The sequence below is a fragment of the Corallococcus sp. AB030 genome (genome assembly GCF_003668965.1).
Lineage (GTDB): Bacteria > Myxococcota > Myxococcia > Myxococcales > Myxococcaceae > Corallococcus > Corallococcus exiguus.
The window spans coordinates 1-13,859 of the sequence record NZ_RAWQ01000103.1; the positions used below are offsets into that span (position 1 = coordinate 1).

Consider the following 13,859-nt stretch of genomic DNA (forward strand, 5'->3'; position numbering starts at 1 on the left):
GGGTGGGGGAGGGCGGCCCCTCCAGCGAGACGCCGGGAAGCCCGGGGCCCGCGCCCTTCGCGTCGCGGGTGGCGAGCGCGTCCACCATCGCGTCGCGGATGGGGCGGTAGCCGGTACAGCGGCAGATGTTGCCGCAGAGCTGATCCGCGATGGCCTCCGGAGAGCCCGCGTCCTTGCGACAGTACGCCTCCACCATGGAGACGACGAAGCCCGGCGTGCAGAAGCCGCACTGCGAGCCGTAGTGCTTCACCATGGCCTGCTGCACGGGGTGGGGCGCGGCGCGGCTGCCCACGCCCTCCACGGTGACGAGCTCGCGCCCGGCCACCATGGGCAACAGCGCGATGCAGCTGTTGAACGCGCGCAGCGTCTTCTGGCCGCTCACGTCCCGGTCCACCATGGCCACGGTGCACGCGCCGCAGTCGCCCTCGGCGCAGCCCTGCTTCGTGCCCGTCAGTCCGCGCGCGCGCAGGTAATCCAGCAGGGTGGTGTTGGGCGACGCGTCGTCGACCTGGACCGTCTGGCCGTTGAGCCGGAATTCGAAGGGGGTGCTCATTCCCCCGAGGATAGCAGGGGCGCGGGCGCTGGCTGAGCGCCTGCTTCCTGGGCCAGTCCGTGATGGAGCTGGAGCAGCCCGGCGGCGATGCTCACGGCCACCTCTTGCGGTGACTTTCCCCCGGTGGGCAGCCCCATGGGGCACTGGACGCGGCCCACCTGCCGGGCGGGCATCCCCTTCGCCTCCAGCCTCTGCCGGAAGCGGGCCCACTTCGTGTCACTGCCGATGAGCCCGATGTAGCGGGCCGGCTTCTGGACGGCGAAGGCGATGATGTCCTGATCCACGTCGTGCCGGTGCGTCATCACCGCCACGTAGGTGCGCTGCTCGTCCCAGACCGCGCGCGACGCGAAGTCGTCCCACGCCTCCTCGTGACGCACCACGCCTGCGGGCACCTGCGGGGACTGGACCCACTCGGCGCGCTCATCCACCAGGTGCACGCGAAAGGGGGTGCCCTCCAGGATGCGGCACAGCGCCTGTCCCACGTGGCCGGCGCCGAAGAGGTACAGCTGCGGCCCGTGGTTGACGGGCTCGACGAAGACGTCCACGACTCCTCCACAGCACTGGCCCAGCTTCGCGCCCAGCGGATAGCGGAACGTGCGCGCCTCGCCCCTGGCCAGACACGCGCGGGCGTCCTGGAGGACCAACTGCTCCAGGTGGCCTCCGCCGATGGTGCCGTGGAAGGTGCCGTCCGCGCGCACCAGCAGCTTCGCGCCGGGGGGCGCGGGCGTGCTGCCCTTGCACTCCGTCACCGTCACGATGGCGAACGGCGTGTCCTCGCGTGCCCACTCCGCCAGCTGGTGAACCCAGTTCCACATGAGAATCAGTTGGTTCCGTAGCGCTGGTGTTGCGAATGCCAGTCGTGGCAATCACCAAATCGGCCGTGAGCCTCGCTAGGCCATTTGGAGGTCTCTCGCGACTTCAGAGGTGAGCAGTTCTTGGAGTTCCGCCTGTGAAACGTAATCGTCGAATGATGCTGAACGCGGTCGCCGCAATGCTTCACGTACGTTGTCTTCGGGCAGGTCCCCAATCCTCTTTTGTATAGCCGTGCGGTCTTCAGCCCAAGCTGTCTCAATCTGATTTTGAACGGCTTCGCGATGGGCGCGCCACCGGGGATCCTGATGAAGCCGTGCGATCAGTTGCTTCTTGGATTCCACTTCAACTGCGCAATTGATCATGTGAGGCATTGCGGCCCCCATACTTAAGCCAAAGACAAGGGCTACTTCCCGGGCCGCATCGAAATATGTGTTGTGGTCGCTGCCTAGCGCTGATGTTCCAACCAGTTGTTGAACGGCATCTCGAGGTGCCAATAGGTACATGGCGAACGCGTTGGGAAACCGCTCTCTTTCTTCTGTTGAGACCTGATCGTCATCGGGCGCGAGACTCGTGCATGCAGACCGAGGTTGACCACCCAGGTGTTCTAAGAGGTGGCCAAGTTGATGTGCTACTGCAAATCGCATTGCTCCAAGGCTACCTCGAATCAGGCGAGGACTGAGGCCGATCACCGGGGCTGAGCCAGGCGCCATCCCTACTTCGCTGAGGAGTCGCTCGAAGGGGAAAACCATTCCAATGGGGCTGGCTGCTGTCTTCTGGAAGAGAGAGTCTAGCGGCAGCGACCCGTCAATACTCTTGTCCCCCAGGAAGTCTCGGAAGCTCTGGGCAGCAAGCCTACCGCGCTCCCAGGCAGGGAGTCCTTGGAGGCGCTCCGGTGAGAACCTCAAGGCGATATCGGTCAATGTGCCGCGTGCGGATTTCCATTTCGACAATCTTTCGGTGGTGCCCAGCAGGCGTTCCAGTTCTGCCAATTGAGCGGACATGAGGGATAGCCTTGGCCGATGGGCTTCTACGATTCTCGCCACCGCTGCCTGCTCTTGCGGAGGGTGGCGTGCCGATTTCGTGAAGGAATCGAGAACCCGATCCTCTTCAGGCAGGCGGGCACGAACCTCTGGGGCTGGCGCGAATCCACCCTGCATAATTTCCGCGAGGGCCTTGGCGTCGATCTTCAACTGCTGGGAGAGTTCGCGACCCGTTAATCCCTCTTCGACGGCCCTGCTGCGCAGCCACCAACTCCATAGGGTTGCTTCACGTACCCTCCGCCATTCTCCAGGCCGGAGTGACGCATGTCGGCTAAAGGCTTGAGTAATGGCGTCGGTGATGCTTTTCCTGGCTTCCCCGGCAAGCTTCAGCCGTTCAAAGCCAGGTGCTCCCCAGATTTGTTGAAGGCTGGTGGTTCCAGATGGCGCGGCGTCGAGAAGCCGTCTTCTGAGTCGTTCCTCCGAGCCAAGTTCCGGAGCCTCCTGTTTTGATGTCTGTGTCCACAATGCCAGGAGTGCTCCGACGGACAACAAATGACCACCTAGCAATCTGTCCGCGTGTTCGGCCTTTGCCACCCGCGAAAGGAGACTTGCTCCGGTGTCCTGTTCAAGCGCCGCGAGGATCGACTCGGTGGCCTCGTCTTGCCGCCGCCGATCGAGCTCGCCCGGTTCGATGAAGTGAATGCGCAGTGGGGCCGGGCTCTCGATGACAGGAATCCTGCCGGGAACCCAGGGGACAGGTAATTCACAGGCAACCCACTCACCGGGTTCTCCGAGTGGTAAACCTTGCTCGAGTTCATGAACCGCGCGGCCAGAGATTCGATGAGGCTCGCTTTGTAGCGGCAGGATAAGGTGCTCGAACTTGTCGGAACGCAGCAGAACCTGAGCAGGCCTCCGGCTACTTGCGTCCTCAAGATCGTGCCGGTGCACGAAGTGGATGCGCCAGTTCATGTTGGCGGGAAAGCTTTTCATCCCAATTCCCCTCCCAACTCGTACAGGTATTCTTTCGTAAAGGTTGCCGCGGCCTGGACAAGGTCTCTACCGCGAGCCATCCGGCGTAGACTGTGGAAGCCGTCCTCATTCCTGCGTTCAACGATGCGCCGGAGGACTGTGTACGTTTCGAGCCAAGCGGTGTTGATTTCCGATGAGCGCGTACTCGGATAGTCGGCGTCGACGAAGACGGCCATCAGCTTCGGCCCTACGTCAAGGGCGCTGGAGTAGCGTGCTTCGGGAGTGGTTAATGGTAATACGTCTTGCTGCGCGGGAGCCGACATCACCTTTCGGAGGACACCTATGTCCGCAGCGTCTGCCGCAACCGGGCGTTCTCCTGCGAGGAACCTCGACCAAGTCTGGAAACACGTGGCGAGATGTTTTGCGAGGTATGTTTCATCGGCTGCCGCAGGGAGGGAATACTGCGCAATCTTCTCCTGATGCCTCTCTGGTGCCCACGACATGAAGCTTCCCGCCCCTTTGGAATCCCAAGGGACGGATATGCGATCATCTCGGAGGTCTGAGAGAGGGCCAAACGCAAGGACGATGGCTGGTGCAAAATAAGCTGCTACACCGACGGACGTGAATACGCACCGGTCGGTTTCCAATGAAACCCTGCTGGACTTGGAGCTTGCCGGCTCCAGAATGAGTTGGTCGCCGTGGAGGGCCAGATCCGAATTCCGAAGAGGATGGCCGAGGCGATGAAATAGGGGGAGTTCTGGAAGCAAGCGGCTGAAAGACTCGTCTGGCCAGCCCGCTCGCGGCGCGGTCAGGCTAGCGCGATGCGCTTCAAGCGCTTGGAGCAAAAGGTTCAGGTCTCCCATGATCTGCATCCTTCATACCACGAATAGACCAAACGACAGTTTCGTCCAGATGACCGCCGCCAATGGTGCCGTGGAAGGTGCCGTCCGCGCGCACCAGCAGCTTCGCGCCGGGGGGCGCGGGCGTGCTGCCCTTGCACTCCGTCACCGTCACGACGGCGAACGGCGTGTCCTCGCGTGCCCACTCCGCCAGCTGGTGAACCCAGTTCCACATGCCGCCGGTGAGTCTGCCACGGCCGCCGTCCCCGTGGCGCTCCTCCGGACGCCTGCCGTGGGGACGAGGAGGCCAGCGCTCGTTGCCGGACCGGTGAGGCGCACCACCTTTGCGCCAGTCGATTCCCGTTCACCGGAACCAAGGAGATGACGTCATGGCCAATACCGACATCGAGACGCTGAACTCCTTCCTGCGCGGTGAGCTCTCCGCCGTGGAGACCTACCGGCAGGCGAGCAAGCACATCAAGAGCGACCTGGCTCGCACGGAGGTGGACGCCTGCCTCCATGACCACGAGGCCCGCGTCGACGCCATCAAGGAGCGCATCGAGAAGCTGGGCGGCAATCCGGCGGAGAGCTCCGGCGTCTGGGGCGTCTTCGCCAAGGTGGTCCAGGGCGGAGCGGACCTGCTGGGGGAGAAGGCCGCCATCGACGCCCTGGAGCAGGGCGAGGACCACGGCCTGGCGGACTACACCCGCGACGTGGGCAAGCTCCACGGCGAGGCGCGCAGTTTCGCGCGTCAGCAGCTCTTGCCGGCCCAGAAGCAGACGCATGACCGGCTCAGCCGCTTGAAGCACAACCCGACCCTGCACTGAGCGTAGGGGTTGCGCGGTGCCGGACATCCCGAGGTGCCCATCCCGGCTGCGGGGATGGGCGCCTTGTGGTGCATCGCACGTCCCCGCATCCAGGCCTGGAGGCTTTCAGGGGGCGTGCGATATTCGGAAGGAGGGGACTTCCACCGGCGAACGAGGGCGAAGAAGCACATGGCGCGCGAGCACACGGTGCCGGGGCCGCACGGGCCCGGGACCGTCACCGACAGCGAGGACGCGGGGACACCGGCTTCCCGCTCGCCCGACGTGCGCGCCGAAGTCGAGGGGACGCCCTCCGTCCCCTCTCCGACGACCGCCGACACCAGCTACGCCGCGGGCGCCCTGGGCACCGGCATCGAGGTGCTCTTCACCACCTCCGAGCGTGCCCTGCAGTGGGCCTGGCGCGTGCTCCAGCTCGCGCGCGGCGTGGTGGAGGCCACGCCCCGGGGCGACGCGTTCATCCGCGAGGCCCGCGCCTCCGTGGTGGACTTCCTGGACCACATCCCGCCCCACGTGCGCCGCAGCGTCGAGGAGGTGCTCGTCTTCTGCAACCTGTGGCAGGCCGTGGGCGTGCGCCTGCGCCGCCGGGGTGGCTTCCCCGCGGGGGACGACGCGGCCTGGCGCCAGCTCTGCGAGGACGTGGAGCTGCTCCAGCGCGCCGCCCAGGCCCGGCTGGGCACCGCCGCCGCGCTGGAGCAGGGGCTGCTCAAGGACCTGGGCCACCTGCGCGCGCTGGCCCTGTCCTGCGGCGACAGCGCCAACGAAGTCACCGTGGGCATGGAGGTGTTCACCCGCTGCATCGTGGAGCTGATGGCCGTGGCCAGCGCCGTGCGCCGCGCCTGGGAGGCCGCCGCCCATGAGCTGGCCGAGTCCGCCGCGTGGCTGCGCGCGGGAGACCCGGCCTTCAGCGCGTGGCTGGCGGAGCACCTGGTCGCCGCCGAGCCCGCGTGGGAGCGCACCCAGAAGGTCGCTCGCTGGCTTCACGACGTGGGCGCCTTCGCGGGCCAGCCCTGAAGCGCGGCCCTCTCAAGGCTCGATGAGGATGCGGTGCCGGTGAAGCTCCAGGAGGATGTCTGGATCCAGGTCCGCCTGCTTGTGGTCGCGCAGGTGCTGGCGGACGGCCTCCACGGGCTTCTGGCCGGTGAACTCCACCAGCAGCGAGTAGGCCTCACCGGGCAGCGCCACCGCGTCGTATTCGCTGTAGAAGCCCAGCGCGACGCTGCCGTCCGGCAGCCACTTCACCGTCGCGTCCGGGTTGAAGCGCAGCACGCGCGGCAGCGTGGGCGCGGAGGCCTGGGTGTACAGCTTCTCCAGCACCTTCTGTTCGATGGTGCCGTCCAGGCCCAGCATCCGCTCCAGCCCGTCCCGGGACACGGCGCGCACGGCGTCGTAGCAGGCGCGGTAGAAGTCCTTCTCCATCCCGGCGTACCCCTTCCAGAGCGCGGCGTACACCTTCGCCGGGGGCGCCGCGTCGTCCAGGTCCTCCACGGACAGCGGGCCGGTGGCCACCTCCGCCTTGTCGCGGCCGTCCAGGAAGAACTCCGGCATCAGCTGGAGCAGCGCGTGGCGTGACAGCTGGAACTCCGCCAGCGTCAGGTACGTCTTGAGCGACATCCAGAAGCGCTGGCCGTCCCGGCCCGCCACGTACTTGCAGAAGAACGTGGAGCAGACGGACTCGCGGTACGCCCAGATGGTGCAGCCGCCGGACTCCAGCGCGTAGTACGGGCAGCGCAGCGACGACGCGCGGCCGAAGAACTGGTGCGCGTTCTTGTACAGGTGGTTGAACTTCGCGGGCGGCTTCACCCACTGCGGGCTCACGCCGATGCGGCTGTCGATTTTCGCCTCGATGCGCCGGCGCCCCTCCGCCATCTGCGGCGAGTCATCCGACAGCAGCGCGCCCACGAGGTAGTTGGGCAGCCGCGGCTGATACGTGCAGCACTTGGTGTCCGGCCGGAACAGGTGCTCCGCCCCGTCCACGGACTCCACCGTGGCCTGCGCGGAGGCGCGGCTCATGGCGCAGTTGGAGCAGGTGGCCTTCTCTTCCGTGGGCGCGTCCTTGCGGAAGAAGGCCGGCAGGAGGTCCTGGTAGAGGGCGGGCAGCGTCGAGAGGATGGAAGACATGAAGGCAGGGTGTCAGGAGGACCGGTCGGCCCACTCCAGGTGATAGGTGGCGGAATCGGGCGAGTGGCGGGTGCGGTGCAGGGTGAAGCCCTGGACTCCCACGCGCAACATCCCTTCTTCCAGCACGCCGTCCACGAAGCCCTCCAGGGCCTCCGGTTCGTTGAACCAGAGGTCCGCCTGGGCGGGGCCCAGCACGGTGAGGCGCGTCTCCGTGTAGTTGTTGCCGCTGCGGAAGTTGTGCTGCATGCGCTCCAGCGAGCGCATGGGTCCCACCACGCGGGCCAGCGTGAGGACCGCGCCGCCCACCAGCGTCTGCGCGTAGCCCTCCACCATCCGCCGGCCCATCAGGCGCCGGCCCTGCTCCACCGGCTGGTCGGGGTGGAGCGTGCGGGCCGTGTCCTCCAGGCAGTCCACCCAGACGGCCAGGGGGTACGCGGCGAGCAGCGGGGCGTGCAGGTTCAACCCCCGCGCGCGCAGCCGGTCCACCAGCTCGGGCGTCAGGGAGGGGGCCAGCACCTTGCGGTACAGGCTGTCCACGCTGCTGCTGAAGATGACGCGCTCGTCCCTCATGGCCCTTCTGTCCTTGCCGGGACCTGAACAGGCCCCGGGCGCGCATTCTTCGCCCAGGGCCCGGGAGGAGGCCAGCCCCCTGGCGCCCCCCCTCACCGCGGGTACGCGGTGAGGGGGGAAGCGCCCGGTGCGTCACCAGGCCACGGAGAGGCTCACGCCGCTGTAGGCGGTGAAGCCCCGGAGCAGGAGGTACTGCCGGCCGGCGATGGGCCGCGCCGCCAGGTTGCACGTCTCGTTGTTGCTCGTCAGGTAGGGACGGCAATCGTAAATCTGGGTCGTGGGCGCGAAGTCGAAGCGCGTGTAGAGGTCCACGTCCCCGGTGCCGCCGGAGATGCTCACCGTGGAGGGCGTGTTCGCCGGCACGTCGAAGCAGTAGTACTTCTGCGACGAGGCGTTGCCGGAGATGAGGGACACCGTGGTGTTGTTGGGCAGCGGAATGCAGGAGGGCGTCGTCGTGACGCCCACGCCCACCGCGCTCCACGCGGCATCCACCGCGTCCTGGACGGCGGTGTTGTAGCCCAGGCTCTGCGCCGCCACCCGCGTCGCCAACCTGGCCGAGTAGAGGTTGGTGGTGCGGGTGAAAAGGTTCATGTTGGCGTACCAGAAGATGTGGGCCGCGGCCTCCACGCCAATGGCTGGCACGTTCACCAGCGTCTTGCCTCGCGGGTGCATGCCGCCGGTGGCCATCAGCTTGAACGCCAGGTTGGCCACGCCGGAGCCGTAGTGCACGTCCGTGCCACCGTTCAGGTCCGGGGCGTAGTCCACGGAGGAGCCATCGGCCGCGGGGTCGTTCATGTAGCGCAGGGCATCCCCGGACGTGCCGGGAGTCCAGGCCGTCTCCGCGATGTGCCACACGGACGTCGCGGTGCTCCAGGTGCCCGAGGCCCAGCTGCCGCAGGTGGCGGCGTAGATGTCCGACAGCGACTCGCTGAGCGCGCCGGACTCGCCGCTGTAGATGAGGTCGGACGTGGTCTCGGTGACGCCGTGCATGAACTCGTGCACGACGATGTCCGGGTCCTCGCACGGCTGCCCGAACTGGGGCAGGCTGCCATCACCGCAGACCAGCTTCGTGCCGTCGAAGTACGCGTTCACGTAGCTGGTGCCGTAGTGCACCTGCGCCAGCAGCGGGGCGCCCATGCCGTTGTACGAGTCACGGCCGAAGTTCGCCTGGAAGCAGTCGTAGAAGAGGCCCAGGTTTTCGTACGTCGTGTCGATGGCCGTGTCGCCGGTGGCCACCTGTCCTTCAATCCTGCACGTGCCGTTGTTGGTGCCGCCCACCGAGCACACCGTGCGGTTGCGCGCGGCGTGGATCTCCGGCGCGCGCAGCACCTCCTGGCCGTCCGCCGCGCTCACGTAGACGCGGTCGCGCAGGGACATGCCGTCCGCGTCCTGTCCGGACACCACCACCTCGAAGGCGCGGACCAGGGACGCCTCCGGGGTCGGCCGGATGAAGACCTCGCGAGGCGCTCCCGCGCTGCTGCCCGCTGGGGACGCCGCCAGCGCCGCCGCGCTCGCGGTCTCCGGCGCGATGCGAGCAGGGGCTGGCAGGGGCTCGCCGTCACGCGCGGTGCCGTTCACCGCGTACACCTGGCCCCGTGCATCCACGTGGACGATGAGCTCTTCATTCTCCACCGGGAGCCCGCCCTTGGTCTGCGCGTAGCGCAGGTGCGTATTGCCCAGCTCGTCCGTGTGGATGCGCTTGGGCACCACGTCCTTCGCCGTCAGCCGGAAGGCGGGCAGCACGCGCAGCAGGGTGGGCTCCAGGAGCGCGTGTGCCTGCCAGGCGCTGGCGCCGGAGAGGGGCCGTCCCGTCGTGCCCAGCGCGCCCTGGATGAACTGGGGCACGCCGTCCGCATGCACCCCCCGCACCTCCGCGCTGGGCAGCGCTCCCAGCGCCGACTTCAGGTCTCCCAGGCGGGTTTCAGAAGGAGCGGCAGGCGCCTCGGCGTCAGGACCTCCCGAACTACATGCGGACAGCGTGAACGTCAGGCCGGCGAGGAGCCAGCGGTTCTTTCGCGTCATGACATGCCCCCAGTGTGACGAAACGAGTCTGTGAAGCCTCGCGAACAAAGCATGGAGCACCGACTGTCAGGTGAATTCCATGAAGACTGGGAGTGTTGGAAAGGAGTCCCAAGACGGAGGGGCGCCCACGTCGGCGGTGGTTCACCCACCTGGGTGCTGTGCGGGCGTCCTGGCACGAACTCCGGACGTTGTGACGCGAGGCGCGGTGATAAGGACGGCCCCGCTGTTACCTCCCGTCACCCGTTCGCAAGGACCTTCATGCTCACGCTGCGCGGGGCTCCGGCCCTCTCCGAATTCAGGCTCGCCAAGCTGCTCGTCCGTTGCCGGGAGCGGGTGCCGTCGGTGGCCACCCTCTACTCGGAGTTCGTGCACTTCGCGGACACGTCGGCGGCGCTGACGCAGGACGAGGCGGAGCGGCTGGGGCGCCTGCTGGAGTACGGCCCCCACACGGCGAAGCGCGAGCGCATGGGCACGCTGCTCCTGGTGGTGCCGCGTCCGGGCACGGTGTCTCCCTGGGCCTCCAAGGCTACGGACATCGCGCACCACTGTGGCCTCACGCAGGTGCGCCGCATGGAGCGCGGCATCGCGTTCTTCCTCACCGGCCCCGGTGGCCGGGAGCTGGACGCGAACGAGGCGGAGGGCGTGCAGGCGGTGCTGCACGACCGGATGACGCAGGCGGTGCTGCCCCGGCTGGAGGACGCGGAGGTGCTGTTCCGCACGGACTCGCCCCGGCCGCTCACGCGCGTGGACGTGCTGGGCGGAGGCCGCGCGGCGCTGGCGAAGGCCAACGGCGAGCTGGGCCTGGCGCTGGCGGAGGACGAAATCGACTACCTGGTGGCGCGCTTCACGGAGCTCCAGCGCAACCCCACCGACGTGGAGTTGATGATGTTCGCGCAGGCGAACAGCGAGCACTGCCGCCACAAAATCTTCAACGCGTCGTGGACGGTGGATGGCGAGCCGCGCGAGCGTTCGCTGTTCCAGGCCATCAAGAACACCTACGCCCAGAGCCCGGGCGGCGTGCTGTCCGCGTACAAGGACAACGCCGCCGTCATCGAGGGCTTCGAGGTGGAGCGCTTCTTCCCCCAGGGCGAAGCGCGCGAGTGGGGCACCGTGCGCGAGCCGGCCCACATCATGATGAAGGTGGAGACGCACAACCATCCCACCGCCATCTCGCCGTACCCGGGCGCGGCCACGGGCGCGGGCGGTGAAATCCGCGACGAGGGCGCCACCGGGCGCGGCGCGAAGCCCAAGGCGGGGCTCACCGGCTTCTCCGTCAGCCACCTGCGCCTGCCGGACTACGCGCGGCCGTGGGAGCTGGCCTACGGCAAGCCGGACCGCATCGTGTCCGCGCTGGACATCATGGTGGACGGCCCGCTGGGCGGCGCCGCGTTCAACAACGAGTTCGGCCGGCCCAACCTCACCGGCTACTTCCGCAGCTTCGAGCAGCACGTGCCCACGCCGGAGGGAGTGGAGGTGCGCGGCTACCACAAGCCCATCATGCTGGCGGGCGGCCTGGGCAACATCCGCGCGGGCCACGTGAAGAAGGCCCTGCTGCGCGCGGGCGACAAGCTCATCGTGCTGGGCGGCCCGGCGATGCTCATCGGTCTGGGCGGCGGTGCGGCGTCCTCCATGGCGCAGGGCGCGAGCGCGGCGGACCTCGATTTCGCCTCCGTGCAGCGGGACAACGCGGAGATGGAGCGCCGCTGCCAGGAGGTCATCGACCAGTGCTGGATGCTGGGCGACCAGAACCCCCTGCGCTCCATCCACGACGTGGGCGCGGGCGGCCTGTCCAACGCGCTGCCGGAGCTGGCGCACGACAACGACCTGGGCGGCCGGCTGGAGCTGCGGGAAGTGCCCAACGACGAGCCGGGCATGTCCCCGGTGGAAATCTGGTGCAACGAGGCGCAGGAGCGCTACGTGCTGGGCGTTGCGCCAGAGGACCTGGCGCGCTTCGCCGCGCTGTGCGAGCGCGAGCGCGCCCCCTTCGCCGTGCTGGGCGAAGCCACGGCGGAGCAGGTGCTCACGCTCACGGACCGCGAGCTGGGGGACACGCCCATCGCGCTGCCCATGGACGTCCTCTTCGGCAAGGCGCCGCGCATGCACCGCGAGTTCGCGTCGCGCCCCCTGAGGCACGCTCCGCTGAGCATCCCGTCCGATTTGAAAGCCGCGGCGCACGCGGTGCTGTCGCACCCGACGGTGGCGGACAAGTCGTTCCTCATCACCATTGGCGACCGCTCCGTGGGCGGACACACCGCGCGTGACCAGATGGTGGGGCCGTGGCAGGTGCCGGTGGCGGACTGTGCGGTGACGCTGTCGTCGCTGATGTCCAACACGGGCGAGGCGATGGCGCTCGGCGAGCGCACGCCGGTGGCGCTGGTGGACGCGGCGGCCTCCGCGCGCATGGCGGTGGGCGAGGCGCTCACCAACCTGGCGGCGGCGCGCATCGGGAAGCTGTCGGACGTGAAGCTCTCCGCGAACTGGATGGCGGCGGCGGGCAGCCCCGGCGAGGACGCGAACCTCTACGCCGCCGTGCACGCGGTGGGCATGGAGCTGTGCCCCGCGCTGGGCATCGCCATCCCGGTGGGCAAGGACTCCATGTCCATGCGCACGCAGTGGCAGGAGGACGGCCAGAAGAAGGCGGTGACGGCGCCCTTGTCGCTCATCATCACCGCGTTCGCTCCGGTGCTGGACGCGCGCGTCACGCTGACGCCGCAGCCGGTGGACGTGGCAGGGGACACTCGCCTGTTGCTGCTGGACGTGGCGAAGGGCCGGCAGCGGCTGGGCGCGTCCGTACTGGCGCAGGTGCACCAGCAGGTGGGCCCGGAGTGCCCGGACGTGGATGACGCGGCGGCCCTGAAGGGCTTCTTCTCCGCGGTGCAGGAGCTCCATGCGGCGGGCGTGCTGCTCGCGTACCACGACCGTTCCGACGGCGGTCTCTGGGCCACGCTCGCGGAGATGGCCTTCGCGGGCCACTGCGGCCTGGACGTGGACCTGGCCCCGCTGGGTGGCGACGCGGTGGCGGCCCTCTTCAACGAGGAACTGGGCGCGGTGGTGCAGGTGCGCGCGTCCGACGTGGCGCGCGTGCGTGATGCCTTCACCCGCCACGGCCTGGGCGCGCACGTCCATGAGCTGGGGCGCCCCACGTCCCAGCAGGTGGTGCGCGTGCGGCACGGCGGCGGGGAGTTGCTCGCGGAGGAGACGGTGGCTCTCAAGCGCACCTGGTCCCGCGTGAGCTACGAAATCCAGAAGCTGCGCGACAACCCCACCTGCGCGGAGGAGGAATACGCCGCGAAGTGCGACGCGCAGGATCCGGGCCTGTCGCCGGTGCTCACGTTCGACCCGGTCGTGGACGTGGCGGCGGCGTACATCGCCAAGGGGGCCCGGCCGCGCGTGGCGGTGCTGCGAGAGCAGGGCGTCAACAGCCAGCAGGAGATGGCGGCGGCGTTCACCCGGGCGGGCTTCGCCGCGGTGGACGTGCACATGAGCGACCTGCTGTCGGGCCGCGTGTCGCTGAAGGACTTCCACGGCGTGATGGCGTGCGGCGGCTTCAGCTACGGCGACGTGCTGGGCGCGGGCGGCGGGTGGGCCAAATCCATCCTCTTCAACCCGCGCACGCGCGACGCCTTCTCGGAGTTCTTCGCGCGGCCGGACAGCTTCGGTCTGGGCGCGTGCAACGGCTGCCAGATGTTCGCGCAGCTGAGAGAACTCATCCCCGGCGCGGAAGGCTGGCCACGCTTCGTGCGCAACGCGTCCGAGCAGTTCGAGGCCCGCCTGGGCACTGTTGAAATCGCGCCGTCGCCGTCGCTCTTCTACAAGGGCATGGAGGGCAGCCGGATGCTCATCGTCGTGTCGCACGGTGAGGGGCGGGCGGAGTTCGCCAACGCGGAGGCCGCCGCGCGCTTCAACGCCTCCAACCTGGTGACGACGCGCTGGGTGGACAACCGGGGCCAGGTGGCGGCGAAGTACCCGGCCAACCCCAACGGCTCGCCGCACGGCATCGCGGGCGTCACCACGAAGGACGGGCGCTTCACCATCACCATGCCGCACCCGGAGCGGGTGCACCGCACCGTGCAGCACTCCTGGCACCCGGCGGAGTGGGGCGAGGACGGCCCCTGGATGCGCATGTTCCGCAACGCCCGCGTCACCCTGGGCTGACGCGTCCGCGGGACGG

Annotated in this window: 10 protein-coding genes and 1 pseudogene; 3 read left to right on the top strand and 8 right to left on the bottom strand. The window is 68.3% G+C overall.

Annotated elements, in window-relative coordinates; all coding sequences use genetic code 11:
• The 5 genes from D7Y15_RS23445 to D7Y15_RS23460 form a co-directional block, all read right to left on the bottom strand.
• The coding region (locus D7Y15_RS23445; protein WP_139920223.1) for a 2Fe-2S iron-sulfur cluster-binding protein at window positions 1-553 on the bottom strand (553 nt) is incomplete at its 3' end.
• A complete protein-coding gene (gene xdhC / locus D7Y15_RS23450; protein ID WP_121754000.1) occupies window positions 550-1,368 on the bottom strand; it encodes a xanthine dehydrogenase accessory protein XdhC in 819 nt (272 codons plus the stop codon). The genes D7Y15_RS23445 and xdhC, both read right to left, overlap by 4 nt.
• A 75-nt stretch (window positions 1,369-1,443) precedes the next feature.
• The gene (locus D7Y15_RS23455) at window positions 1,444-3,336 is read right to left on the bottom strand and encodes an ImmA/IrrE family metallo-endopeptidase (RefSeq protein WP_121754001.1); all 1,893 of its coding nucleotides are present in this window, start codon (window positions 3,334-3,336) and stop codon (window positions 1,444-1,446) included.
• A complete protein-coding gene (locus D7Y15_RS45330; protein WP_199745978.1) occupies window positions 3,333-4,178 on the bottom strand; it encodes a hypothetical protein in 846 nt (281 codons plus the stop codon). The genes D7Y15_RS23455 and D7Y15_RS45330 overlap by 4 nt, the downstream gene beginning before the upstream one ends.
• Window positions 4,144-4,389, bottom strand: a complete 246-nt coding sequence (locus tag D7Y15_RS23460) for an XdhC family protein (protein WP_233605060.1) — start codon at window positions 4,387-4,389, stop codon at window positions 4,144-4,146. Before D7Y15_RS23460 ends, D7Y15_RS45330 begins: the two co-directional genes overlap by 35 nt.
• A 146-nt stretch (window positions 4,390-4,535) precedes the next feature.
• On the opposite strand from D7Y15_RS23460, the pseudogene D7Y15_RS23465 reads away from it, so the two are divergent.
• A pseudogene (locus D7Y15_RS23465) lies at window positions 4,536-4,981 on the top strand (DUF2383 domain-containing protein).
• A 168-nt stretch (window positions 4,982-5,149) separates the two neighbouring features.
• Window positions 5,150-5,989, top strand: a complete 840-nt coding sequence (locus D7Y15_RS23470; protein WP_121754003.1) for a hypothetical protein — start codon at window positions 5,150-5,152, stop codon at window positions 5,987-5,989.
• 12 nt (window positions 5,990-6,001) lie between these two features.
• On the opposite strand, the gene D7Y15_RS23475 is transcribed toward D7Y15_RS23470, so the two are convergent.
• The 3 genes from D7Y15_RS23475 to D7Y15_RS23485 form a co-directional block, all read right to left on the bottom strand.
• Complete coding sequence (locus D7Y15_RS23475; protein WP_121754004.1) at window positions 6,002-7,096, bottom strand: hypothetical protein; 1,095 nt, start codon at window positions 7,094-7,096, stop codon at window positions 6,002-6,004.
• 12 nt (window positions 7,097-7,108) lie between these two features.
• Window positions 7,109-7,666, bottom strand: coding sequence for a DUF2378 family protein (locus tag D7Y15_RS23480; protein ID WP_120575681.1), 558 nt, complete (start codon window positions 7,664-7,666; stop codon window positions 7,109-7,111).
• Between the two features lie 132 nt (window positions 7,667-7,798).
• Window positions 7,799-9,688, bottom strand: a complete 1,890-nt coding sequence (locus D7Y15_RS23485) for a M4 family metallopeptidase (RefSeq protein WP_121754005.1) — start codon at window positions 9,686-9,688, stop codon at window positions 7,799-7,801.
• 258 nt (window positions 9,689-9,946) lie between these two features.
• Between D7Y15_RS23485 and purL the strand changes: the two genes are divergently transcribed.
• Window positions 9,947-13,843 carry a phosphoribosylformylglycinamidine synthase gene (purL, locus tag D7Y15_RS23490; protein ID WP_121754006.1) on the top strand — a complete coding sequence of 1,299 codons (3,897 nt, stop codon included), beginning with the start codon at window positions 9,947-9,949 and terminating at the stop codon, window positions 13,841-13,843.
• Window positions 13,844-13,859 lie beyond the last annotated feature (16 nt).